Origin of the sequence: Pseudomonas panipatensis, from assembly GCF_900099785.1 — a bacterium.
Classification (GTDB): Bacteria; Pseudomonadota; Gammaproteobacteria; order Pseudomonadales; family Pseudomonadaceae; genus Pseudomonas; species Pseudomonas panipatensis.
Genome location: NZ_FNDS01000002.1, coordinates 652,265 through 675,305, shown reverse-complemented (window position 1 = coordinate 675,305; position 23,041 = coordinate 652,265). Strand labels below are relative to the sequence as shown.

Here is a 23,041-nt window from a genome sequence, read left to right as displayed (position 1 = left end):
CCCCTATGAACCTGCACGGTAAGAGCGTCCGCCTGCACGACATGAGCCTGCGCGACGGCATGCACGCCAAGCGCCATCAGATCAGCCTGGAACAGATGGTGGCGGTGGCCAGCGGCCTCGACGCCGCCGGCGTGCCGCTGATCGAGATCACCCACGGCGACGGCCTGGGCGGCACCTCGGTGAACTACGGCTTCCCGGCGCACAGCGACCGCGAATACTTCGAGGCGGTGATTCCGCGCCTGAAGCAGGCCAAGGTGTCGGCCCTGCTGCTGCCCGGCATCGGTACCGTCGAGCACCTGAAGATGGCCCACGGCTGTGGCGTCTCGACCATCCGCGTGGCCACCCACTGCACCGAGGCCGATGTCTCCGAGCAGCACATCGGCATGGCCGCCGGCATGGGCCTGGACACCGTCGGCTTCCTGATGATGGCGCACATGGTCAGCGCCGAGAAACTCCTGGAACAGGCGCGGCTGATGGAAAGCTACGGCGCCAACTGCATCTATTGCACCGACTCGGCCGGCTACATGCTGCCCGACGAAGTCAGCGCCAAGGTCGGCCTGCTGCGCGCCGAGCTGAAGCCCGGCACCGAAGTGGGCTTCCACGGCCACCACAACCTCGGCATGGCCATCGCCAACTCGCTGGCCGCCATCGAGGCCGGCGCCGCGCGCATCGACGGCTCGGTCGCCGGGCTCGGCGCCGGCGCCGGCAACACGCCGCTGGAAGTCTTCGTCGCCGTGCTCGAACGCATGGGGGTGAACAGCGGGGTGGACCTGTACCGCATCATGGACGTCGCCGAGGACCTGGTGGTGCCGATGATGGACCAGCCGATCCGCCTCGATCGCGACGCGCTGACCCTGGGCTACGCCGGTGTCTACAGCTCGTTCCTGCTGTTCGCCAAGCGCGCCGAGGCCAAGTACGGCGTGTCCGCCCGCGAGCTGCTGGTGGAACTGGGCAAGCGCGGCACCGTGGGCGGCCAGGAAGACATGATCGAAGACCTGGCGCTGACCCTGTCCAACCAGCGCGGCGTGCTGCCGACCTGAGTGATCCCTCGGCGCAGCGCATCCTGCGCGCTGCGTCGAGCGGCTGGGCCGGTTACGCCTCCCAGTCGTTCGGCTTGCGCCTGGCCAGGCCGTGGCGGATGTACCAGCGCACGCCCAGGTGCACGCCGACGGCGGCCAGTACGGTGAGGAAGATTCGCAGGTGTTCGGCATCCATGGCGGTTCCCGCAGAGACGATCCAGGTACGGACCCGCTGCGCAACGAGGGCGGGGCGGGCGGCTGACGGCAGCCTAGCCTTGCGCCGACGCGCCGCACAGCGACAGCTGGCCGGCGAAACGCCGGTGCAGTGTTCAGAGCGAGCGGATGATCCGCCCGAGGGTCGCCATGGCCTGTTCGCTGCGCGCGGTCCACGGATGCCCGTAGTTCAGGCGCAGGCAATGGCGGAAGCGCCGCGTGGCGGAGAAGATCGGCCCCGGCGCGAGGCTGATGCCCTGGGCCAGGGCGAGTTGGAACAGGCGTAGCGCGTCGACGTTTTCGGGCAGCTCCAGCCAGAGGAAGTAGCCGCCGCTCGGGCGCGTCACCCGGGTCTGTTCGGGGAAGTGCCGGGCCACCGCGGCGAGCATCGCGTGCTGCTGGCTTTCCAGGGCGTGGCGCAGCTTGCGTAGGTGGCGGTCGTAGCCGCCGTGTTGCAGGTAGTCGGCGATGGCCGCCTGGGCCGGTACCGAGGCGGACAGGCTGGTCATCAGCTTGAGCCGCTCGATCGGCTCGCGGAAACGTCCGCCGGCCACCCAGCCGACCCGGTAGCCCGGCGCCAGGCTCTTGGAGAAGGAGCCGCAGTGCATCACCAGCCCTTCGCTGTCGAAGGCCTTGACCGGCTTGGGCGCCTGCTGGGCGAAGTACAGCTCGGCGTAGACGTCGTCTTCGATCAGCGGCACCTGGTGGCGCGCGAGCAGGGCGGCGAGGGCGCGTTTCTTGTCATCGCTCATGCTCGCGCCGAGCGGGTTCTGGAAGTTGCTCATGAACCAGCAGGCCTTGATCGGCAGGCGCTGCATGCGCTCGGCGAGCACTTCCAGGTCGATGCCCTCGCGCGGGTGCACGGGAATCTCCACGGCCTTCAGCTTCAGGCGTTCGAGCACCTGCAAGGCGGCGTAGAAGGCCGGCGCCTCGATGGCCACCAGGTCGCCGGGGCCGGTCACCACTTGCAGGCACAGGTTGAGCGCTTCCAGGGCGCCGTTGCTGACCACCAGTTCATCCACCGACAGCGGCATGCCGCCGACCATGTAGCGCAGGGCGATCTGCCGGCGCAGGGCATGGCTGCCCGGGGTCATGTCGGCGACCACCGCGCGCGGGTCCATGGCGCGCACGGCATGGGCCATGGAACGCGCCAGGCGCGGCAGCGGGAACAGCTCGGGGGCGGCGAAGGCCGAGCCGAAGGGCACGGTGTCCGGGTCCTTGATCGAGCTGAGCACCGAGAACACCAGCTCGCTGACATCGACCTCGGTGGTCTGCGCTTCCTGGCGGGCGATCTCTGGTTCGGCCAGAGCGCGCCGCACATGCTCGCGGACGAAGTAGCCGGAGCGCGCGCGGGCGACGATCAGGCCACGGTCTTCGAGCAGGTAGTAGGCCTGGAACACGGTGGACGCGCTGACCCCGTAGGTGCGGCTGGCGTGGCGCACCGAAGGCACCTTCTGCCCCGGTGCGAGCACACCGCTGCGGATCAGCTCGGCGATCTCGCCGGCGAATTTCTCGTAGCGCTTCATCTTGTCCTGCGCGCGGGAAGGGAGCTGCCACTCTAGGCGCTGCGCCGTTGCCGCGCCATGCCGGGGGCGCATGCTCAGCGCCTCGGCGCGACGAAGGTGCTGGGCGCCTCGACGGTTTCGCCGCTGTCCTGCGCGCTGACGCGGAAGGCCAACGGCCGCGAGCCGGCCACGGCGTTCGGCGCGGTTTGCGCCACCGACACGGCGAAGTCGCGGATCTCGCCCGGCGCCAGGCGCAGTTCCGGCTCGCCCTGCAGGCGGTAGCCGGCGGACTCGGCCAGGCCCAGGCGGTAGCGCTGCGCCTGCTGGGTCTTGTTGATCAGCTTGAGGTTATAGACGTTCTCGATCTCGCCGGCGGCGTTCTCGCGGAACAGGCCACGGTCACGGGCCACGTCGAGGGCGATCAGCGGGCGGGCCTGCAAGGCCCAGGCGAAGGCGCCGAGCATCACCAGCAGCACGGCCGCGTAGCCGACCAGGCGTGGCCGCAGCAGCCGCGTCTGGCCACCCGCCAGGGCGCGCTCCGAGGTGTAGCGCACCAGGCCGCGGGCGTAGCCCATCTTGTCCATCACCGTGTCGCAGGCATCGACACAGGCGGCGCAGCCGATGCAGGCGATCTGCAGGCCGTCGCGGATGTCGATGCCGGTCGGGCAGACCTGCACGCACTGCTGGCAGTCGATGCAGTCGCCGAGGCCGAGGGCCTTGGGCTCGGCGTCCTTCTTGCGCGCGCCACGCGACTCGCCGCGCGCGGCATCGTAGGAAATGACCAGGGTGTCCTGGTCGAACATCACGCTCTGGAAACGCGAGTAGGGGCACATGTGGATGCACACCTGCTCGCGCAGCCAACCGGCGTTGGCGTAGGTGGCGGCGCTGAAGAAGGCCACCCAGAAGGCGCTTTCCAGGTCCAGGCGCAGGCTGAACAGGTCGCTCAGCAGCGGCCGCACCGGAGTGAAGTAACCGATGAAGGTGAGCCCGGTGACCAGGCTGACCAGCAGCCAGAGGCCGTGCTTGGCGCCCTTGCGCAATAGCTTCTGCGCGCCCAGCGGCGCCTTGTCGAGCTTCATGCGCTGGTTGCGGTCGCCCTCGCAGAGCTGTTCGCACCACATGAAGATCCATGTCCACACGCTCTGCGGGCAGGTGTAGCCGCACCAGACGCGGCCGGCGAACACGGTGATGAAGAACAGGCCGAAGGCGGCGATGATCAGGATCGCCGAGAGCAGGATGAAATCCTGCGGCCAGAAGGTCGCGCCGAAGATGTAGAACTTGCGCTCGGGCAGGTCCCAGAGCACCGCCTGGCGGCCGTCCCACTGTAGCCAGAGGGTGCCGAAGAACAGCAGGAAGAGCAGCGCGCCGCCGAGCCGGCGCAGGTCGCGGAAGCGCCCGCTGAAGCGCTTGGTGTAGATCGGCGGGCTGACCGCCGAGAGCGGCTTGGGCGGCGGGGTGGTCAGGTGCTTGGCGCTGATCTCGACGATCCGCGCGGGAATGCGTTCGCTCATTGTCGTGGCCCATCAGGCTGGGGAGGCGCCGCGACTATAGGAACCGGGTTGTGGCCGAAACAGATTCAGGTCAGCCGCAAAAAACCATATCAGATGCCCGGCGAGGTGGGCTTTCCGGCGCTGGCGCGGGTTTGCCGGCGCTTTTCCCGGAGCAGCCTGGACGCGGCGTGGCATCAGGTCGCAGGGGCGTCGCCGGGGCGCCCGCGACGATCTGATGCGCTTTTTTGCGCGCGATCTGCCGCTGTTTCGTCACCGCCCGGCTGGCCATAGTGCCGGCATCCGATCAGCGCCGCGCCCATCGGCAGAACGGGGCCGGCGTCCGTGCATGACCGAGGTGGCCTGGCGATGTATCAGTACGACGAATACGACCACGCCCTGGTACGCGAGCGCGTAGCGCAGTTTCGCGACCAGGTGGCGCGGCGGCTCAGCGGCGAGCTGAGCGAAGAGGAATTCCTGCCGTTGCGCCTGCAGAACGGCCTGTACCTGCAGAAGCATGCCTACATGCTGCGCGTGGCGATTCCCTACGGCACCCTGTCGAGCCGCCAACTGCGCTGTCTGGCCGGGGTGGCGCGCGACTACGACCGTGGCTACGGCCACTTCACCACGCGGCAGAACATCCAGTTCAACTGGATCGAGCTGGAACAGGTGGCGGACATTCTCGAACGCCTGGCCGCAGTGGAAATGCATGCCATCCAGACCTCCGGCAACTGCGTGCGCAACATCACCACCGAGGCGTTCGCCGGGGTCGCCGCCGATGAGCTGCTGGACCCGCGCCCGCTGGCCGAGATTCTCCGCCAGTGGTCGACGGTGAACCCGGAATTCCTGTTCCTGCCGCGCAAGTTCAAGATCGCCCTGTGCGCCGCCGAGGAAGACCGTGCGGCGGTGATGATGCACGACATTGGTCTCTATCTGGGGCGCGCCGCCGATGGCCAACTGCGCCTCCGGGTGCTGGTCGGCGGTGGTCTCGGGCGCACGCCGATGCTCGGCCAGGTGATCCGCGACGATCTGCCCTGGCAACACCTGCTGTCCTACGTCGAGGCCATCCTGCGCGTGTACAACCGCCATGGCCGCCGCGACAACAAGTACAAGGCGCGCATCAAGATCCTGGTCAAGGCGCTGGGCATCGACGCCTTCGCCGCCGAGGTGGAGGAGGAGTGGCGGCACCTGCGCGATGGCGAGGCGCAGCTCACCGAGGCCGAGTACCAGCGGGTCGCCGCCGCCTTCGTGGCGCCGCGCTACTCGGAGGCCGCCGGCGACGAACTGGCCTATGGCAGCGCCCTGGCCGCCGATGCCGGGTTCGCCCGCTGGGCCTCGCGCAACGTGCGCGCGCACAAGGTGGCGGGCTACGCCGCCGTGGTGCTCTCGACCAAGCCGGGCGCCGCGGCGCCGCCGGGCGATGTCACGGCTGAGCAGATGCTCTGCGTCGCCGATTGGGCCGAGCGCTACGGCTTAGGCGAAATCCGCGTCGCCCACGAGCAGAACCTGGTCCTCCCGGACGTGCGCAAGGCCGAGCTGCACGCGCTCTGGCGCGAAGCCTGCGCGGCGGGCCTGGGCACGCCGAACCAGGGCTTGCTGAGCGACATCATCGCTTGCCCCGGCGGCGACTACTGCGCGCTGGCCAACGCCAAGTCGATCCCGATCGCCCAGGCCATCCAGCAGCGCTTCGACGACCTCGACTACCTGCACGACCTCGGCGAGCTGAGCCTGAACATCTCCGGCTGCATGAACGCCTGCGGCCACCACCACATCGGCAACATCGGCATCCTCGGCGTCGACAAGAACGGCAGCGAGTGGTACCAGGTCACCCTCGGCGGCGCCCAGGGCAGGCGCAGCGCGCTGGGCAAGGTGATCGGCCCGTCGTTCGGCGCGGCGGAAATCCCCACGGTGATCGAGCAACTGGTCGCCACCTACGTCGAGCAGCGCGGAGCGGGCGAGACGTTCCTCGACACCGTCGAGCGCATCGGCCTGGAGCCGTTCAAGGCGCGGGTCTACGCCACGGCGGAGGTGCCGGCATGAACAACCTGATCCGTCTCGGCAGTGCTGGCCCCCGGACAGTCGCCGACGATCCCTGGACACTGCTGCGCGAATGCCCGCAGGCCTTGCCCGCCGGGCAACTGATCCTGCCGCTGGCGGCCTGGCTGGCGCGGCGCGACGGCGCCCATGGCGTCTGGCTGGCGGCGGACGCCGAGGTCGAGGCGCTGGGCGAGCACTTGCCGGTGCTGCCGCTGATCGCCATCGATTTCCCCAGCTTCCGCGACGGCCGCGGCTACAGCCTGGCCTACCTGCTGCGCCGCCGCCTCGGCTGGCAGGGCGAGCTGCGTGCGGTGGGCGATGTGCTGCGCGATCAACTGGCGCACATGCGCCAGTGTGGCTTCGATGCTTTCGCCGTGCGCGAGGACAAAAGCGTCGAGGACGCGCTCAAGGGCCTGGCCGGGCTGAGCGTGCTCTACGGCCGCTCGGCGATCGAGCCACGGCCGCTGTTCCGCCGCCGCTGAGCGCCCGCCTGGGCGCGCCCGGTGGGCGGCGTGCCGCGCGCCACGGGGCGGCTGTGCTTGACGCTGTCCCGGTGCGCAGGAAAAATGCGGGCAATGTTGTCGGCGCAACGACGCCGGCCGTGGCCCACGATTCGAGTGACCCCTGAAGATGCGCATGCGCCTGATGCTGTTGGGTGGTGGTAATGCCCTGGGACAGGCGCTGATCCGCCTCGGTGCCGAGGAGGATATCGGCTTCCTCGCCCCGCGCCCGCCCGAACAGGGCTGGGACGCCTCCAGCCTGACCCTGCTGCTGGACGAGACCCGCCCGGACGCGGTGATCAACCTCGCCTACTACTACGACTGGTTCCAGGCCGAGACGGTCGACGAGACCCGCCTGGCCGCCCAGGAGCGCGCCGTGGAGCGCCTCGCCGAGCTGTGCCAGTACTACGAGATGCTGCTGTTGCAGCCCTCCAGCTACCGCGTGTTCGATGGCGCGCGGGCCACGGCCTACAGCGAGAAGGACGAGCCGCTGCCGCTGGGCCGCCGTGGCCAGGCGCTGTGGCGCATGGAACAGTGGGTCCGCGCCACCTGCCCGCGCCACGTGCTGCTGCGCTTCGGCTGGCTGCTCGACGACAGCCTGGAAGGCAGCGTCGGGCGCTTCCTCGAACGCGCCCGCCTGGACGAGGAGCTGAGCCTCGCCGATGACCGCCGGGGCAATCCAACGCCGGTGGACGATGCCGCGCGGGTGATTCTCTCGGTGCTCAAGCAACTCGACTGCCAGGCGCCGCTGTGGGGCACCTATCATTACGGCGGCCTCGAAGCCACCACCACCCTGGCCCTCGGCCAGGTGATCCTCGCCGAGGCGCGCACGCTGAGCGGCCTGACCCTGCGCGATCCCAGCCCGCAAGCCCACGCGGCGCGCGCGGACGCCAGCGAGGAGCCGCAGCACGCAGTGCTCGCCTGCAAGAAAATCCTGCATACCTTCGGCATCAAGCCACGCGCCTGGCGCGCCGGCCTGCCGACCCTACTGGACCGCTATTACCGTCGTGGCTGATATCTCCCCGGCTTGCGCCAAGCCCATCCTCATCACCGGCGGTGCCGGTTTCATCGGTTCGCACCTGGCCGACGCCCTGCTCGCGCGCGGCTTCAGGGTGCGCGTGCTGGACGACCTGTCCACCGGCAAGCGCGCCAACCTGGCCGCCGAGGTGGAACTGCAGGTCGGCAACGTCGCCGATGCGGCCGCCGTGCGCCGTGCCCTGGCCGGCTGCCAGGCGGTGGTGCACCTGGCCGCGGTGGCCTCGGTGCAGGCATCGGTGGACGACCCGGTGGCCACGCACCAGAGCAACTTCATCGGCACCCTGAACCTCTGCGAGGCCATGCGCGAGGAGGGCGTCAAGCGCGTGCTGTTCGCCTCCAGCGCGGCGGTCTACGGGCAGAACGGCCAGGGCACGGCGATCGCCGAGGACCTGGCCAAGGCCCCGCTGACGCCCTACGCGGCGGACAAGCTGGCCAGCGAGCATTACCTGGATTTCTATCGCCGCCAGCATGGCCTGGAGCCGGCGATCTTCCGCTTCTTCAACGTCTACGGGCCGCGCCAGGACCCGTCGTCGCCCTATTCCGGGGTGATCAGCATCTTCACCCAGCGCGCCCTCGGCGGGCAGCCGATCACCGTGTTCGGCGACGGCGAGCAGACCCGCGACTTCATCTATGTCGCCGATCTGGTCGGTTTGCTGGTGCAGGCGCTGGAGGCGCCCCAGGTGGCCGACGGCGCCATCAACGTCGGGCTCAATCAGGTGATCAGCCTCAACGCCCTGTTGCAGGAGATCGCCAGCCTGGTCGGCGGGCTGCCGCCGGTGACCCACGCCGAGGCGCGGCCCGGTGATATCCGTCATTCGCGGGCGGACAACAGCCGGCTGCTGGCGCACTACCGCCTGCAACAGCCGACGCCCATCGGCCAGGGCCTGGCGCGCCTGCTCGGGCGCTGATCACCACCAGGGCTTGGTCAACGCCAGCCAGAAGATCCCGCTCAGCGCGGCCAGCGCCAGGCCGCTGAGCGCGGCCTTGGGCGCGGTTCGCCGGCTGCGCAGGGCGAAGGCGGCGAGGACGATATAGGCCAGCAGCAGGCCGAGCTTGGCCTGCAGCCAGCGCGGCAGCGGCCAGGGCATCGCCAGGTGCACTAGGGCCAGGGCGCTGAGCAGCAGCAGACTGTCCACCAGGTGCGGCGCCCAACGCTGCCAGCCGTGGCTGCGCCGGCCGCGCCAGCTCGATCCCAGACGCCAAGCGAAGAGCGCCGCGCTGCTCAGCGCCAAGCAGATGTGCAGGGATTTCAGCCACAGGTACATGGGTTTTTCTCGGGCAAGCAAAAGGCGCCCGAAGGCGCCTTTCACTGGGGTGGGGTCCCCTAGGAGTTCAGCGTTGGCTCAGAAACGATAGCCGAAGCCAACCATGTAGACCCAGGGGTCGACGCTGACCTTGACCTTGGTCTGGTTGATGCCCAGGGCGGTCGGGCCGTCGACGGTGGCCTTGGTGTCGATGTCCATGTACCAGATCGAGGCGTTGACCAGCGCATGCTCGGTCAGCATGTAGTCCATGCCCAGTTCGGCGGCCAGGCCCCAGGAATCTTGCAGCTTCAGGTTGCTGAAGCCCTGGTCTTCGCGGGTGCTGGTGAGGTCCGCGCCGAAGAAGGTGGTGTAGTTCACGCCGATGCCGCCGTAGGGCTGGAAGGCGGAGTTGGTGCCGCCCATCGGGTAGTACTGCAGCAGCACGGTCGGCGGCAGTTGCTTGACGTCGCCCAGCTTGCCGTCCAGGCCGCCACCCAGGCCTTTGACATCGATCTGGTGCTTGAACGGGGTGGCGGCGACCAGCTCGACGCCCAACTGGTCGGTGAGCAGGTAGCTGAAGGTCAGGCCCAGTTGCGAGTCGCTGTCCACCGTGGCCTTGGTTCCGCTGGCCTTGACGCCGTCGAACTTCAGGTTGCCGCTGTCGTCGTTCGGCGCCACGGTGGCGATACCGCCACGGACGATGAAGTCGCCCGCCTTGTGGCCCTGGATTTCCGCGGCCTGGGCGGCGAACGGCGTGGCGATGGCTGCGGCGAGCAGGGAGGCGGTGAGCCAGGACTTACGCATGATGTGCTCCATGATTTTGGTATAAGCGTTGGTGTCGTCATGGTAGGCAGCACTAAGCGGCGGTTCTTGACTCAGCTCAATAAAGCCCCCCTGAGGCAGGGCGCCAGAGCCTGCGGCGAAAGGTCGCGGCCTATTCGCCGGTATATTCGTAAGGGACTATTTCCCCGGCCTTCATCTGGTAGCCGGCCTGGGCCAGGTCGCTGTCGATGGCCTTGACCTGCAGGGTGCCGCTGACCCAGAAGGGCTGGTACAGCTCGTCCATCTTCACGCCTTTGGCCGCGCTGACGTAGACGATCTGGTTCGATGGCGGTGGCGGCACGTGAATGCAGGCGCCGTAGTAAGGCACCAGGAGGAATTCGCGCACCTCGCCGTCCTGGCCGACATCCAGCGGCACGATGTAGCCGGGCAGCTTGACCGCCAGGCCATCCAGCGCCTTGACCACCGGCGCGTTGGGCGACTGCTGCTTGGCCGCCGGCGCGCTTTCCGCGTTCAGCGTATCGGCCAGCTTGGACAGGTCGTGCAGCGGCACCGGCGGCGGGGGCGGCGGCGCGCCTTCGGGAATCAGCTCGGGCCAGGTCAGGTTGCGCGGCGCGTCGGCCCAGGCGCAGGAGGCGGCGAGCAACAGGAGCAATGCGAGCAGGGGACGCATGGTCGTTTTCTCCGGATCAGATACGGATCGACAGGCCATCGGCCAGCGATTGCCGGTAGGCGCGCCAGGCCGGGATGCAACCCATCAGCAGGGCCGCGCCGAGGATGCCGGCGAGCAGCGAGCCTTCATAGGCGCTCGGCGCCGTCAGCGGCAGATAGAGACCGTAGTTCGCCTGTACGTAACCCTGGCTGGCGGCGATGCCCAGGTACAGCAAGCCCAGGCCCAGGCCGACGCCGGCCAGGGCCAGGGCGAACGCCTCGGCCACCAGCAGGCTGAAGATGTGCCAGGGGCGCGCGCCCACCGAGCGCAGGATGGCCATCTCGCGACGGCGCTCGTTGAGGCTGGTGAGGATGGCGGTGAGCATGCCGATCAGCCCGGTCAGGACGACGAACAGCGACACCACGAACAGGGCTTTCTCCGCCGTGCCCATCAGTCCCCAGAGTTCCTGCAGGGCCACGCCGGGAAGGATCGCCAGCAGCGGTTCGCCGTCGTACTCGTTGATCTGCCGTTGCAGGGCGAAGGTCGCCACCTTGCTTTTCAGGCCCAGCAGGAAGGCGGTGATGGCGCTCGGCTGCAGGTGCAGGGCGCGTGCCTGGTCGGCGCCGATGCGCCCGCTGCCGCGCGCCGGCACGCCGTTCTTCCAGTCGACGTGAAGCGCCTCCATGCCCTCCAGGGAGATGTGCAGGGTGCGGTCCACCGGGGTGCCGGTACGCGCGAGGATGCCGACCACGGTGAACGGCTTGTCGTCGTGCTGCACCAGGCTGATGGTGCTGACGCCGTGGGCCAGGACGATCTGCTGGCCGAGCCTGTAGTGCAACGCCTCGGCCACCTCGGCGCCGAGCACCACATCGAACAGGTCCTGGCCGAAGGGCCGGCCCTGGGCCAGTTGCAGGGGTTGTTCATGACCGTAGCGGTAGTGCTCGAAGTAGCCGCTGTCGGTGCCCATCACCCGGTATCCGCGGTGCGAGTCGCCGAGGGAAATCGGGATCGCCCATTTCACCAGCGGGCTGCCGGCCACCGCCTGGTAGCTGTCCCAGCGGATATTGTTGGTGGCGTTGCCGATGCGGAACACCGAATAGAGCAGCAGGTTGATCGAGCCGGAGCGGGCGCCGACGATCAGGTCGGTGCCGGAAATGGTACTGGCGAAGCTGGCGCGGGCTTCGTTGCGGACGCGCTCCACGGCCAGCAGCAGGCAGGCCGAGAGGGCGATGGCGAAGACCGTGAGCAGGGCGGTGAAACGGCGGTTGGCGAGGCTGGCCAGGGCCAGGCGGAACAGGTACATGCTCAGATTCCGGGGGCAGTGGCGGCGCGGTTGAGGTCGGCCAGGGACAGGCTGCGATCGAACAGCGGCGCCAGGCTCTGGTCGTGGCTGACGAACAGCAGGCTGGCGCCGGCCTCGCGGCATTCGGCGAAGAGCAACTGGAGGAAGGCTTCGCGGGCGTCGGCGTCGAGCGCCGAGGTCGGCTCGTCGGCGATCACCAGTTCCGGCTGGCCGATCAGTGCGCGTGCCGCGGCGACCCGTTGTTGCTGGCCGATCGACAGGCTGTCGGCGCGCCGTTCGAGCAGCGCCGCATCGCCCAGCCCCAGGTGGCCGAGCAGGACGGCGGCGGCCTGGTCGACGCTGCCGTGGCGCTCGCCTGCCCGCCGCGCGCGGCTGCGCGAGAAGTGACAGGGCAGTTCGACGTTCTCGCGCACTGAAAGGAACGGCAGCAGGTTGAACTGCTGGAAGATGTAGCCGGTGTGGTCGACGCGGAAATGGTCGCGGCGCGCCGACGAAAGCTGCGCGATGTCCTCGCCGAGCAGGCGGATGCTGCCGCGCTGCGGCTTCTGTACGCCGCCGAGCAGGCCGAGCAGGGTGGTCTTGCCGCTGCCCGAGGGGCCCTTGAGGAACAGGGTCTCGCCGCGTTGCAGGCGGAAGTGCGGGATATCCAGCAGCTCCGGCTGGCCGGGCCAGGCGAAGCCGAGGCCGTCGAGTTCGAGTAGAGCGGTCATCGCGCGGCGCTTCAGAAGGTCAGGACGCTGTTGGCTGGGGTCAGTTCGGCACCCTGCTGGCCGTTCGGGCCGATCGCCTGGACCAGCAGTTTCTGGGTGCCGGGGAAGCGCTTGAACAGCGGCGCCAGGTCGAGGCCGGCGAGGGCCGCGGGCGTCGCGCAGGTCAGCCGGTAGTGAGCATTGATGTCGCTGTGCTGGTGGCCCTCGTGGGCGTCGCCGTCATCATCCGCGTCGGCGTGCGTCGCGGGCGTGGTGGCGTCGCCGAACAGCGGGCTGCTCAGGGCGACGCTGGCCACGCTGCACTGGGCCGCGGCGCTCGGCTGGAACAGCTCCAGCGGCTGGCCCAGTTGCGCCTTGACCTGGGCCACGCGGGCCTGGTCGGCGGCGCTGCTGGCGGCATGCTCGAAACCGACGAAGTTCATCGCCGGGCTATCCAGTTCCAATTCCAGGCTGGCGCCATCCACGGCGACATTCAGCTGGGCCACGCCATGCTCGTGCTTGCCGAGGCTGCCGTGGGCGTGTTCATCGAGGGCCTGGGCGGCGGCGAAGGGGAACAGGGCCAGGGCAAGCAGCAGGGGACGCATGGGAAGACTCCGGTGGCGGTCGAAAAAGATGCGTTACGTTATAACAAAAGTTTGCGCGGGAACAGAGGGTGCCCTGGCGTGCGCCGAGAGGCCATGGGAGCATGCGCGCCGGGCAGAGGAGATGAACATGCTGCGAATTCGCGGACGCATCGGCGATTGGCCGGTGGACCTGACGCTGGAGATGGACGAGACGGACTGGCAGCGGTTGGCCGCGGCCTTGCGACCGACGCCGGGCGACAGGCCGCCGCAGGCGTCCGCCGACAGTGCCGCCGCGCCGGCGCCGAGCGCGGCGGAGCGCCTGTGGCAGGCGGCGCAGGACCTGCTGCGTCAGGCCGGGCGTTGCGAGGGGCCGCGGTTGCTCGACGAACTGGCCGCGCTGGCGGGGAGCGCTGCGGCGGCCAAGGGCCTGTTGGTGCGTCTGCGCCACAACCCGCAGGTCAGGATCGAGGTGCACGACGGCACCCAGGTGTTCATCTGGAACGCCGGCGCAGGGGGCGCCTGAGGTTTCCGGCGCCGCTCCGGGGCGGATCAATACATCGAATTGGCCAGCTTGCGGCGGTAGGTGCCGACCAGCGGATGCTCGTTGCCGAGCAGGTCGAACACCTGCACCAGGGTCTTGCGCGGCAGGTCCTCGCCGTAGGCGCGGTTGCGCTGGAACAGCCGCAGCAGGCCGTCCAGCGCCGCTTCGTACTGCTGCCGGGCGAGCTGCTGGACCGCCAGTTGATAGGCGGCTTCGTCATCGTTGGCGTCGGCGGCCAGGCGGGTCTTCAGGGTGGCGGCGTCGGGCAGGTCGGCGGCCAGGCGGAGGAAGGTCAACTGCGCCCGGGCGGCGGCCAGCGGCTGCTTGTGCTCGTCACTCTTCACCGCATCCAGCACCACCTGTGCCTCCGCCAGCTCACCGCGCTCGGCGAGGCAGCGGGCATAGAGGATCAGCGCCCCGGCGTTGCCGTTGTCTTCGCTGAGCAGCGCCTTGAGCTGGGCCTCGGCGTCGGCGAAACGGCCTTCGCTGAACAGGGCCTGGGCGTTGTCCAGCGGGTTGGCGGCCGGCGCGGCCGGCGGCTGCACGTGTTGTTCGAGCATCTGCCGGATCGCCGATTCCGGCTGCGCGCCAGCGAAACCGTCGAGCGGTTGGCCGTCCTTGAACAGCACCACGGTCGGCAGGCTGCGGATGCCGAAGCGCATGACGATATCCTGCTCGATGTCGCAGTTGACCTTGGCCAGCAGCAACTCGCCCTGATAGGACTCGGTGATCTGCGCCAGCAGCGGCATCAGCGCCTTGCAGGGGGCGCACCAGTCGGCCCAGAAATCGACCAGCACCGGCTTGTGGAAGGAGTTCTGGATCACCACCTGGTCGAAGTTGGCGGAAGTGGCGTCGAAGATGTAAGGGGTATCGCTCATGTGGGGTCTCGTCGGGCGCAAGGGGCGATGGACAGGCTGCCCACTATAGGTGGGGGCGCGGTGGACGGAAACAAGGCCGGCGCGGCGCGCGTGCCTAGGAGGCTTGGCGCGTGGCGTGGTACAGGCTGACCTTGCGGAATTCGGTGGGCTCGGCCAGGTCCGGCCAGGTACAGGCGTCGAGCACCTCGAGGCGGCGGTACAGCGGGTGCTGGAAGTCGCGCACCCGCGAGTCGGCCACCAGCGCCTGGCGGCCACGGCTGAGGAAGGCGTCGAGCAGCGGCAGGTTGGCGCGGTCGTAGAGCACGTCGGCGACCAGGACCAGGTCGTAGCGGTCGTCCTCGGCGAAGAAGTCCGCGGAGTAACCCAGTTCCACCCCGTTGAGTTCGGCGTTCGCGCGGCTGGCGGCGAGGGCCAGCGGGTCGAGGTCGCAGGCCACCACTTCGGCGGCGCCGGCCTTGACCGCAGCGATGCCGGCGATGCCGGAGCCGGCGCCGAAGTCGAGGACGCGCTTGCCGCGCACCCACTGCGGGTATTCCGCCAGCCAGCGCGCCAGGGCCAGGCCGCTGGCCCAGCAGAAGCACCAGTAGGGCGGTTCGTCGAGGATGCGCCGGGTTTCGTCGGGGCTGAACTGGCGGTCCATGTTCGCCGCGTCGATCAGCCAGAGCGACAGGTCGGTGCCGGGCAGGCGCTCGGCGCTCAACTGGGCGTCGCCGAGCAAGGCGCTCAGCGCCTGTTGCAGGGGCTGCGGGGCCGTCATGGCGCCGGCACCAGGCGCAATTCGCCGAGGGCCTGGGATTGCGCCTGGGCGATCGGCAACGGGCGCAGGCGCCAGGCCAACTGGCCGCCCTGGGCGACGCGCGCGTGCAGTTCGACGCGGGCGCCGGCGGGGAAGTTTTGCGGATCGAAGCGCAGATGGAACGGCAGGGCGCCGCCGGTGCCGTGCAGGCTGAGGCTGGACAGGGTCTGCTGCGGGCGATCGCGGGCATCCATCACCAGCAGGGCCAGCTCCACTTCGCTGCCGGCCGGCAGGTAGCCCTGGCTGCTGGCAAGGACGCCGGTGAGTTCACGCAGGTTGGCCGGCAGCGGCGTCTCGACGCTGCTCGCCGGGCTTTCGCTGGGCACGTGGACAGGCGCGGGCGGCTTGCTCGAGCAGGCGGCCAGCAGGGCCAGGGCGAACAGGCAGAAGAAGCGGAGCGACATGGGCGGATTCCCTCGCGGCGGATTCCAGGGGGCGCTTGTATAGCCTAAAGCGCGAGGCTTGTCTCGGGGATAGGCAGTATGGTCGAAGGGCGGGCAGGGATGGGGTAACATTGCCGCACCTTTTCGTAGGGCCTTTCCTGCCATGCATTGCCCCTTCTGCGGTGCCCACGACACTAAAGTCATAGACTCGCGCCTGGTTGCCGAGGGCGACCAGGTGCGCCGCCGTCGCGAATGCCTGGCCTGCGGCGAGCGTTTCACCACCTTCGAGACCGCCGAGCTGGTCATGCCGCGGCTGATCAAGCAGGACGGCAGCCGCCAGCCGTTCGACGAGGACAAGTTGCGCGCCGGCATGCAGCGCGCGCTGGAGAAGCGCCCGGTCAGCGTCGAGCGCCTGGAAGCGGCCATCGCCCACATCAAGCACCAACTGCGCGCCACCGGCGAACGCGAGGTGAAGTCGCGGGTGCTCGGCGAACTGGTGATGGCCGAGTTGCAGAAGCTCGACGAAGTCGCCTACATCCGTTTCGCCTCGGTCTACCGGCGCTTCCAGGACCTCAACGAGTTCCGCGAGGAAATCGAGCGCCTGGCCCGCGAGCCGTCCAAGGAATGAGCGCCGTCGACCAGGCCTGGATGGCGCGCGCGCTGCAACTGGCGCGCAAGGGCCTCTATTCGACCCATCCCAATCCGCGTGTCGGCTGCGTGCTGGTGAAAGACGGCCAGGTCGTCGGCGAAGGCTGGCACCTGCGCGCCGGCGAGCCGCATGCCGAGGTGCATGCCTTGCGCCAGGCCGGCGACAAGGCACGCGGCACCACCGCCTACGTGACCCTGGAACCGTGCAGCCACTTCGGCCGCACCCCGCCCTGCGCCGACGCGCTGGTCGCAGCGGGCGTGAGCCGGGTGGTCGCGGCCATGCAGGACCCCAACCCGCAGGTCGCCGGGCGTGGCCTGCGGCGCCTGGCGGAGGCCGGCATCGAGGTGCATGCCGGGGTGCTGGAAGCCGAGGCGCGCGAAATCAACAGCGGTTTCATCAAACGTATGGAAACCGGCCTGCCGCTGCTGCGCGTCAAGCTGGCGATGAGCCTGGACGGACGCACCGCCATGGCCAGCGGCGAAAGCCAGTGGATCACCGGGCCCGCCGCGCGCCGCGCCGTGCAGCGCCTGCGCGCGCGTTCCAGCGTGGTGCTGTCCGGCGCCGACACCGTACTGCTGGACGGCGCGCGGCTGACCGTGCGCGCCGACGAACTGGGCCTGGACGCCGAGCAGACCGCCCTGGCCGCGCAGCGCCAGCCGTTGCGCGTGCTGGTCGACGGACGCCTGCGGGTGCCGCTGGATGCGCCTTTCTACCAGGCCGGTGCGGCCCTGGTGGCCAGTTGCGCGGCGGCCGAGGGGTTCGCCGCCGAGGGCCGCGAACTGCTGGTGCTGCCGGGGAGCGATGGGCATGTCGACCTGGCCCGGCTGCTCGCCGAGCTGGGCGCGCGCGGCGCCAACGAGGTGCTGGTGGAGGCCGGCCCGCGCCTGGCCGGGGCGTTCGCGCGCCTGGGGCTGGTCGACGAGTACCAGATATTCATGGCGCCCAAGCTGCTCGGCTCCCAGGCGCGGCCCCTGCTGGAACTGCCGCTGGAGCGCATGGCCGAGGCGCGCGAGCTGAAGATCAGCGATATCCGCGCGGTGGGTGACGACTGGCTGGTCATCGCCAGGCCGCTCTGACGCCTGTCGCCCGGCCATGTCCTTTGTGCTTCAGGCTATGGCGACTGGTGAAACAGAACCTTCCGACTTGCTTCCGCCTGTGGTAAAACGCCACACGCGGTCGCCGCTGTATCGACCGCGATTGACGTTCTCAGGGCGGGGTGCAAGTCCCCACCGGCGGTAATGGCGCGCAACGTGCCTAGCCCGCGAGCGCTTGTCGGGACCGGTTACCGCCGGATCGGCAAGGTCAGCAGACCCGGTGTGATTCCGGGGCCGACGGTAACAGTCCGGATGAAGAGAGAACGGGATGAGCCTGCAGGCGCGCGTGCGCGCGCGTCCGTGAAAATCCCTTCGATCCGATATGCCCTGTTTTACCCAAAACAGGAGTTCAGTTGCATGCATCACCCCTTTGTTCCTGTCCAGGTGGCCCGCGCCGCCCGGCATGTCCGCGCGGAAGCCAGTTCCGCCGCTCGGGAGGCCCCATGTTCACCGGCATAATCGAAGCCATCGGCACCATCCGCGCCATCACCCCGAAAGGCGGTGACGTCCGCCTGTACGTGGCGACCGGCAAGCTCGACCTGGGCGACGTCAAGCTCGGCGACAGCATCGCCGTCAACGGCGTCTGCCTGACCGCCGTGGATCTCCCCGGCGACGGTTTCTGGGCCGACGTCAGCCGCGAAACCCTGGCGCGCAGCGCCTTCCACCAGTTGAAGGTGGGCAGCCGGGTGAACCTGGAGAAGGCCCTGACCCCGACCACCCGCCTGGGCGGCCATCTGGTCAGCGGCCACGTCGACGGCGTCGGCGAGATCGTCAAGCGCGAGGAGAACGCCCGCGCCATCCAGTTCACCGTGCGCGCGCCGCGCGAACTGGCCAAGTACATTGCCCTCAAGGGCTCGATCACCGTGGATGGCACCAGCCTGACGGTGAACGCGGTGAATGGCGCCGAGTTCGAGCTGACCATCGTCCCGCACACCCTGGTCGAGACCATCATGGATGACTACCGGCCGGGCCGCGCGGTCAACCTCGAGGTCGACCTGCTGGCGCGCTACCTGGAGCGCCTGCTGCTCGGCGACAAAGCCGCCGAGCCCAGCGCATCCGGCATTAGCGAAGCATTCCTGGCCGAAAACGGCTTCATGAAGCATTGAAAGGGGCTGCCCACATGGCACTCAACAGTATCGAAGAGCTGGTCGAAGACATCCGTCAGGGCAAGATGGTCATCCTCATGGATGACGAGGACCGCGAGAACGAAGGCGACCTGATCATGGCCGCCGAATGCATCCGCACCGAAGACATCAACTTCATGGCCAAGCACGCCCGTGGCCTGATCTGCATGCCGATGAGCCGCGAGCGTTGCGAACGCCTCGGCCTGCCGCTGATGGTGCAGCGCAACGGTTCCGGCTTCGGCACCAAGTTCACCGTTTCCATCGAGGCCGCCGAAGGCGTCACGACCGGCATTTCCGCCGCCGACCGCGCGCGCACCGTGCAGGCCGCGGCTGCCAAGAACGCGGTGGCCGCCGATATCGTCAGCCCCGGCCACATCTTCCCGCTGATGGCCCAGCCCGGCGGCGTGCTGGCCCGCGCCGGCCACACCGAGGCGGCGTGCGACCTGGCACGCATGGCCGGCTTCGAGCCGTCCGGGGTGATCTGCGAGATCATGAACGACGACGGCAGCATGGCGCGCCGTCCGGAGCTGGAAACCTTCGCCCAGCAGCATGGCATCAAGATCGGCACCATCGCCGAACTGATCCATTACCGGCTGATCCACGAGCGCACCGTCGAGCGCATCGCCGAGCAGCCGCTGAACACCGAACTCGGTCTGTTCAACCTGATCACCTACCGCGACTCGGTGGCCGGCGAAGTGCACCTGGCGCTGACCCGCGGCGCCATCTGCGCGGAAGAGCCGACCCTGGTGCGCGTGCACAACATGGACCCGCTGCGCGACCTGCTGATGGTCGACCAGCCGGGCCGCTGGAGCCTGCGCGAAGCCATGGCCAAGGTCGCCGAGGCGGACAAGGGCGTGGTGCTGCTGCTCGGTCACCAGATCGGCGGCGACGACCTGCTCGCCCACGTCCGCGAAATCGCCGCGCCGGCGCCCAAGCCGACCACCACCTACAGTACCGTGGGCGCCGGTTCGCAGATTCTCCGCGACCTCGGGGTGCGCAAGATGCGCCTGATGTCGGCGCCGATGCGCTTCAACGCGATATCCGGCTTCGACCTGGAAGTTGTAGAATACCTGCCCGCTGAATGAGCCCCAGCCGCCGCGCTCCGCGTGGCGGCCGGCCGTTCTACTCTATTTATCGGGGCGCGCCCAAGCCGCCCCGGCTCTTTGACAGACGAGACTCGCCCATGACCCTGAAGACCATCGAAGGTACCTTCATCGCCCCCAAAGGCCGCTTTGCCCTGGTGGTCGGCCGCTTCAACAGCTTCGTAGTGGAAAGCCTGGTGAGCGGCGCCATCGACGCTCTGGTGCGCCACGGCGTCGCCGAAAGCGAGATCACCATCATTCGCGCCCCGGGCGCCTTCGAGATTCCGCTGGTGGCGCAGAAAGTCGCCCAGCGCGGTGAGTTCGACGCCATCATCGCCCTCGGCGCGGTCATCCGCGGCGGCACCCCGCACTTCGAATACGTCGCCGGCGAGTGCACCAAGGGCCTGGCCCAGGTTTCCCTGCAGTTCGGCGTACCGGTCGCCTTCGGCGTGCTGACCGTCGATTCCATCGAGCAGGCCATCGAGCGTTCCGGCACCAAGGCCGGCAACAAAGGCGCCGAAGCCGCTCTGTCCGCCCTGGAAATGGTCAGCCTGCTGGCGCAGCTGGAGGCCAAGTGAGCAACAACGACGACAGCGGCACCCCGGCCAAGCCGGCCAAGCCGAACAAGATCGCCATGCGCCGCAAGGCCCGTAGCCTCGCGGTACAGGCCTTGTACTCCTGGCAGATGGCCGGACAGCCGCTCAACGAGATCGAGGCGACCTTCCGCACCGATAACGACTTCAGCGATGTCGATGGCGCCTACTTCCACGAAATCCTGCATGGCGTGCCGCGCCTGAAGACCGAGCTGGACACCGAGTTCACGCCCTGTCTGGATCGCCCGCTGGAGGAAATCGACCCGGTCGAGCTGGCCATCCTGCGCCTGTCCACCTACGAGCTGCGCAACCGCCTGGACGTGCCCTACAAGGTGGTGATCAACGAAGGCATCGAGCTGGCCAAGACCTTCGGCGCCACCGACGGCCACAAGTTCGTCAACGGCGTGCTGGACAAGCTGGCACCGCGCCTGCGCGCGGCCGAGCTGCGCGGCGCCAAGCGCTGATCGATCGCTTGCCTGGGCATGGGTGAGTTCGAACTGATCCGTCGCTATTTCGCCGCGGCCGCCTGTGCGGCCACGGCCGATGGCGTGGCCCTGGGCATTGGCGACGACTGCGCCTTGCTGACCCCCGTCGCCGGCGCACAGCTGGCGGTGTCCACCGACACCCTGGTCGCCGGGGTGCATTTTCCCGCGCTCTGCGATCCGTTCCTGCTCGGCCAGCGTGCCCTGGCGGTGTCCGCCAGCGACCTGGCGGCCATGGGCGCCGCGCCCCTGGCTTTCACCCTCGCGCTGACCCTGCCCGACGCCGATCCGGCCTGGCTGGAAGCCTTCGCCAGCGGCCTCAACCGCATGGCCACGGCCTGTGGCCTGGCATTGATCGGCGGCGACACCACCCGTGGCCCGCTGAGCATGACCCTGACGGTATTCGGCCAGGTGCCGGCCGGTCTGGCGCTGACCCGCGCCGGCGCGCGTGTCGGCGATCTGCTGTGTGTCGGGGGGCCGCTGGGCGAGGCCGGCGGCGCGCTGGAGCTGGTCCTCGGCCGTCTCGCCGCGGCGCCGGACGTGGCCGAGCCGCTGCTCGAACGCTACTGGTCGCCGCCACCGCAACTGGCCCTCGGGCAAGCCCTGCGTGGCCGGGCCACGGCGGCGCTGGACGTGTCCGACGGTCTGCTCGCCGACTGCGGGCATATCGCGCGGGCCTCCGGGGTTGCCCTGGTCATCGACGCCGAGCGCTTGCCGCCGAGTCCGGCGCTGGAAAGCCTGCTCGGCCCCGAGCGCGCATTGCAGGCCAAGCTCAGCGCCGGCGACGACTACGTCATCGCTTTCACCCTGCCGCCCGCCGAACTCGCGGAGCTGCAGCGCGACTGGCCCCAGGTGCGCGCCATCGGCCGCGTCGAGGCCGGCGCCGGGGTGCGCGTGCTGGACGGCACCGGGCGCGATATCACGCCGCGACAAGGCGGCTACCTGCATTTCATGGAGTAACCCCGAGCGTGACGGAACATCCCGAGCAAACCCCGGCGCAGCCGATCCCCCCGTCGGTGTGGCGCAACCCCTGGCATTTCCTCGCCTTCGGTTTCGGCGCCGGCACCCTGCCCAAGGCGCCGGGCACCTGGGGCTCGCTGGTGGCCATCCCGTTCATCCCGCTCTGGCAGATGCTGCCGGGCTGGGGCTACTGGCTGCTGCTCGGCGTGACCATGCTGTTCGGCTTCTGGCTGTGCGGCAAGGTCGCCGACGACCTGCGCGTGCACGACCACGAAGGCATCGTCTGGGACGAGATGGTCGGTATGTGGATCACCCTCTGGTTGGTGCCCAAAGGCTGGCTGTGGCTGCTGGTGGGGTTCCTCGTGTTCCGCCTGTTCGACATCGCCAAGCCTTGGCCGATCAGTTGGATCGACCGCAATGTGCATGGCGGTGTCGGCATCATGCTCGACGACATTCTCGCCGGGGTCTTCGCCTGGTTGGCCATGCAGGGACTGACCTGGGCTTGGGCGCACTGGCTGCTGTCGGCCTGAGCGCAGAGCGCTGATTCCATCACTGACGACACCCCGGACGCCGGTGTATGGTGGCGCCGTCCGAACCAACACGCCGGCCCCGCGGGCGGCAGACAAGGAGCGAACCATGCTGCGCGCGATGCTTGCCTTGACCCTTTCCCTCTGCGCCGCGGCGGCCCAGGCCGCACCGCAGGTGCGCGTGGTCGGCCTGTTTCCGAATGCCGCGGTGGTCAATATCGACGGCCAGCGCAAGTTCATCCGGGTGGGCGAGACCGGCCCCCAGGGCGTACAACTGGTCAGCGCCGACAGCCACAAGGCGGTGCTGCGCGTCGATGGCGTCGAGAGCAGCTACGAGCTGAGTCGTGAATACAACGCCGCCGGTTATTCCGCGCCGCGGCCCGCACCGGAACTGGGCATCGCCCGTGGCGCCGGCGGACACTACTGGGTTTCCGGGGCGATCAACGGTCAGACCGCGCAGTTCCTCATCGACACTGGCGCCACCACCGTGGCGATGAACGAGGAGCAGGCGCGTCGCCTGGGCATCGATTACCGGGTGGCCGGCAAGCCCATGGTGGCCTCCACCGCCAGCGGTACGGTGAAGGGCTGGCGGATCAACCTGAACAGCGTGAAGCTCGGTGGCATAGAAGTGCTCGGCGTTGAAGCCAGCGTGCTGGAGGGCGAGTTCCCCACCGAGATACTCCTTGGCATGAGCTTCCTCAATCGCGTCGGCTGGCGCGAGGACCAGGACATCATGCATATCCAGTCCAAGCAATGAGCGCCCTGCGCTGAGCGGGTTGCCAGCCGCCGGCGGCCGCGCGATCCATCGATAGCGTCGATTCTTATCTTGCAGAATTCGCAATGACCGGCAGAGCAATGCTGCTGCTACAATGCCGGTCTCT

General features: G+C 69.0%; 27 protein-coding genes and 1 riboswitch. Of the genes, 15 read left to right on the top strand and 12 right to left on the bottom strand.

The window, feature by feature from the left end:
* Positions 1 to 5 precede the first annotated feature (5 nt).
* Positions 6 to 1,040 (top strand): 4-hydroxy-2-oxovalerate aldolase, encoded by a 1,035-nt coding sequence (gene dmpG / locus BLQ74_RS07280; RefSeq protein WP_090261873.1) that lies wholly within the window; start codon positions 6 to 8, stop codon positions 1,038 to 1,040.
* Between the two features lie 52 nt (positions 1,041 to 1,092).
* Here dmpG and BLQ74_RS27905 read toward each other — a convergent pair whose 3' ends face one another.
* The 3 genes from BLQ74_RS27905 to ccoG form a co-directional block, all read right to left on the bottom strand.
* Entirely contained in the window at positions 1,093 to 1,215 is a 123-nt protein-coding gene (locus tag BLQ74_RS27905; RefSeq protein WP_280139820.1) for a hypothetical protein, read from the bottom strand.
* 133 nt (positions 1,216 to 1,348) lie between these two features.
* On the bottom strand, positions 1,349 to 2,758 hold the full coding sequence (mapR, locus tag BLQ74_RS07275; protein WP_090261872.1) for a GntR family transcriptional regulator MpaR: 1,410 nt from the start codon (positions 2,756 to 2,758) through the stop codon (positions 1,349 to 1,351).
* 74 nt (positions 2,759 to 2,832) lie between these two features.
* The gene (ccoG, locus tag BLQ74_RS07270; RefSeq protein WP_090261871.1) at positions 2,833 to 4,248 is read right to left on the bottom strand and encodes a cytochrome c oxidase accessory protein CcoG; all 1,416 of its coding nucleotides are present in this window, start codon (positions 4,246 to 4,248) and stop codon (positions 2,833 to 2,835) included.
* Positions 4,249 to 4,593: 345 nt separating this feature from the next.
* On the opposite strand from ccoG, the gene BLQ74_RS07265 reads away from it, so the two are divergent.
* From BLQ74_RS07265 to BLQ74_RS07250, 4 genes are all read left to right on the top strand, one after another.
* Positions 4,594 to 6,264, top strand: coding sequence for a nitrite/sulfite reductase (locus tag BLQ74_RS07265; RefSeq protein ID WP_090261870.1), 1,671 nt, complete (start codon positions 4,594 to 4,596; stop codon positions 6,262 to 6,264).
* Positions 6,261 to 6,743: a DUF934 domain-containing protein gene (locus BLQ74_RS07260; RefSeq protein ID WP_090261869.1), complete on the top strand. Its 483-nt coding sequence runs from the start codon at positions 6,261 to 6,263 to the stop codon at positions 6,741 to 6,743. Before BLQ74_RS07265 ends, BLQ74_RS07260 begins: the two co-directional genes overlap by 4 nt.
* A 148-nt stretch (positions 6,744 to 6,891) precedes the next feature.
* The gene (locus BLQ74_RS07255; protein ID WP_090261868.1) at positions 6,892 to 7,776 is read left to right on the top strand and encodes a sugar nucleotide-binding protein; all 885 of its coding nucleotides are present in this window, start codon (positions 6,892 to 6,894) and stop codon (positions 7,774 to 7,776) included.
* A gap of 1 nt (position 7,777) precedes the next feature.
* A complete protein-coding gene (locus BLQ74_RS07250) occupies positions 7,778 to 8,707 on the top strand; it encodes an NAD-dependent epimerase/dehydratase family protein (protein WP_090261999.1) in 930 nt (309 codons plus the stop codon).
* On the opposite strand, the gene BLQ74_RS07245 is transcribed toward BLQ74_RS07250, so the two are convergent.
* The 6 genes from BLQ74_RS07245 to BLQ74_RS07220 all read right to left on the bottom strand — a co-directional run bounded on the left by BLQ74_RS07245 (position 8,708) and on the right by BLQ74_RS07220 (position 13,072).
* Positions 8,708 to 9,064 carry a SirB2 family protein gene (locus BLQ74_RS07245; protein WP_090261867.1) on the bottom strand — a complete coding sequence of 119 codons (357 nt, stop codon included), beginning with the start codon at positions 9,062 to 9,064 and terminating at the stop codon, positions 8,708 to 8,710.
* A gap of 78 nt (positions 9,065 to 9,142) precedes the next feature.
* On the bottom strand, positions 9,143 to 9,847 hold the full coding sequence (locus tag BLQ74_RS07240; RefSeq protein ID WP_090261866.1) for an OmpW family outer membrane protein: 705 nt from the start codon (positions 9,845 to 9,847) through the stop codon (positions 9,143 to 9,145).
* 130 nt (positions 9,848 to 9,977) lie between these two features.
* Positions 9,978 to 10,496, bottom strand: a complete 519-nt coding sequence (locus BLQ74_RS07235) for a DUF3299 domain-containing protein (RefSeq protein ID WP_090261865.1) — start codon at positions 10,494 to 10,496, stop codon at positions 9,978 to 9,980.
* Between the two features lie 16 nt (positions 10,497 to 10,512).
* Entirely contained in the window at positions 10,513 to 11,778 is a 1,266-nt protein-coding gene (locus BLQ74_RS07230) for an ABC transporter permease (RefSeq protein ID WP_090261864.1), read from the bottom strand.
* Positions 11,779 to 11,780: 2 nt separating this feature from the next.
* The gene (locus tag BLQ74_RS07225; RefSeq protein ID WP_090261863.1) at positions 11,781 to 12,488 is read right to left on the bottom strand and encodes an ABC transporter ATP-binding protein; all 708 of its coding nucleotides are present in this window, start codon (positions 12,486 to 12,488) and stop codon (positions 11,781 to 11,783) included.
* Between the two features lie 11 nt (positions 12,489 to 12,499).
* Entirely contained in the window at positions 12,500 to 13,072 is a 573-nt protein-coding gene (locus BLQ74_RS07220) for a DUF2796 domain-containing protein (RefSeq protein ID WP_090261862.1), read from the bottom strand.
* Positions 13,073 to 13,199: 127 nt separating this feature from the next.
* On the opposite strand from BLQ74_RS07220, the gene BLQ74_RS07215 reads away from it, so the two are divergent.
* On the top strand, positions 13,200 to 13,574 hold the full coding sequence (locus tag BLQ74_RS07215; protein ID WP_090261861.1) for a hypothetical protein: 375 nt from the start codon (positions 13,200 to 13,202) through the stop codon (positions 13,572 to 13,574).
* 26 nt (positions 13,575 to 13,600) lie between these two features.
* On the opposite strand, the gene trxA is transcribed toward BLQ74_RS07215, so the two are convergent.
* The 3 genes from trxA to BLQ74_RS07200 all read right to left on the bottom strand — a co-directional run bounded on the left by trxA (position 13,601) and on the right by BLQ74_RS07200 (position 15,670).
* A complete protein-coding gene (gene trxA / locus BLQ74_RS07210) occupies positions 13,601 to 14,470 on the bottom strand; it encodes a thioredoxin (protein ID WP_090261860.1) in 870 nt (289 codons plus the stop codon).
* A gap of 94 nt (positions 14,471 to 14,564) precedes the next feature.
* Positions 14,565 to 15,227 (bottom strand): class I SAM-dependent methyltransferase, encoded by a 663-nt coding sequence (locus BLQ74_RS07205; protein ID WP_090261859.1) that lies wholly within the window; start codon positions 15,225 to 15,227, stop codon positions 14,565 to 14,567.
* On the bottom strand, positions 15,224 to 15,670 hold the full coding sequence (locus BLQ74_RS07200; RefSeq protein ID WP_090261858.1) for a YbaY family lipoprotein: 447 nt from the start codon (positions 15,668 to 15,670) through the stop codon (positions 15,224 to 15,226). Before BLQ74_RS07200 ends, BLQ74_RS07205 begins: the two co-directional genes overlap by 4 nt.
* A gap of 142 nt (positions 15,671 to 15,812) precedes the next feature.
* On the opposite strand from BLQ74_RS07200, the gene nrdR reads away from it, so the two are divergent.
* The 9 genes from nrdR (at position 15,813) to BLQ74_RS07155 (ending at position 22,917) form a co-directional block, all read left to right on the top strand.
* Positions 15,813 to 16,277, top strand: coding sequence for a transcriptional regulator NrdR (nrdR, locus tag BLQ74_RS07195; protein ID WP_090261857.1), 465 nt, complete (start codon positions 15,813 to 15,815; stop codon positions 16,275 to 16,277).
* Positions 16,274 to 17,374 (top strand): bifunctional diaminohydroxyphosphoribosylaminopyrimidine deaminase/5-amino-6-(5-phosphoribosylamino)uracil reductase RibD, encoded by a 1,101-nt coding sequence (gene ribD / locus BLQ74_RS07190; RefSeq protein ID WP_090261856.1) that lies wholly within the window; start codon positions 16,274 to 16,276, stop codon positions 17,372 to 17,374. The genes nrdR and ribD overlap by 4 nt, the downstream gene beginning before the upstream one ends.
* Before the next feature lie 122 nt (positions 17,375 to 17,496).
* Positions 17,497 to 17,661, top strand: a riboswitch (FMN riboswitch).
* A 174-nt stretch (positions 17,662 to 17,835) separates the two neighbouring features.
* Complete coding sequence (locus BLQ74_RS07185) at positions 17,836 to 18,498, top strand: riboflavin synthase (protein ID WP_090261855.1); 663 nt, start codon at positions 17,836 to 17,838, stop codon at positions 18,496 to 18,498.
* A 14-nt stretch (positions 18,499 to 18,512) separates the two neighbouring features.
* Entirely contained in the window at positions 18,513 to 19,601 is a 1,089-nt protein-coding gene (gene ribBA / locus BLQ74_RS07180; RefSeq protein WP_090261854.1) for a bifunctional 3,4-dihydroxy-2-butanone-4-phosphate synthase/GTP cyclohydrolase II, read from the top strand.
* A gap of 98 nt (positions 19,602 to 19,699) precedes the next feature.
* Complete coding sequence (gene ribH, locus BLQ74_RS07175) at positions 19,700 to 20,176, top strand: 6,7-dimethyl-8-ribityllumazine synthase (protein WP_090261853.1); 477 nt, start codon at positions 19,700 to 19,702, stop codon at positions 20,174 to 20,176.
* Positions 20,177 to 20,232: 56 nt separating this feature from the next.
* On the top strand, positions 20,233 to 20,655 hold the full coding sequence (gene nusB, locus BLQ74_RS07170) for a transcription antitermination factor NusB (RefSeq protein WP_244507160.1): 423 nt from the start codon (positions 20,233 to 20,235) through the stop codon (positions 20,653 to 20,655).
* Positions 20,656 to 20,673: 18 nt separating this feature from the next.
* Positions 20,674 to 21,633 (top strand): thiamine-phosphate kinase, encoded by a 960-nt coding sequence (gene thiL, locus BLQ74_RS07165; protein WP_090261851.1) that lies wholly within the window; start codon positions 20,674 to 20,676, stop codon positions 21,631 to 21,633.
* An 8-nt stretch (positions 21,634 to 21,641) separates the two neighbouring features.
* Entirely contained in the window at positions 21,642 to 22,163 is a 522-nt protein-coding gene (locus BLQ74_RS07160; protein WP_090261850.1) for a phosphatidylglycerophosphatase A family protein, read from the top strand.
* Between the two features lie 106 nt (positions 22,164 to 22,269).
* A complete protein-coding gene (locus BLQ74_RS07155) occupies positions 22,270 to 22,917 on the top strand; it encodes a retropepsin-like aspartic protease family protein (RefSeq protein WP_090261849.1) in 648 nt (215 codons plus the stop codon).
* The last annotated feature ends 124 nt before the right edge of the window (positions 22,918 to 23,041 follow it).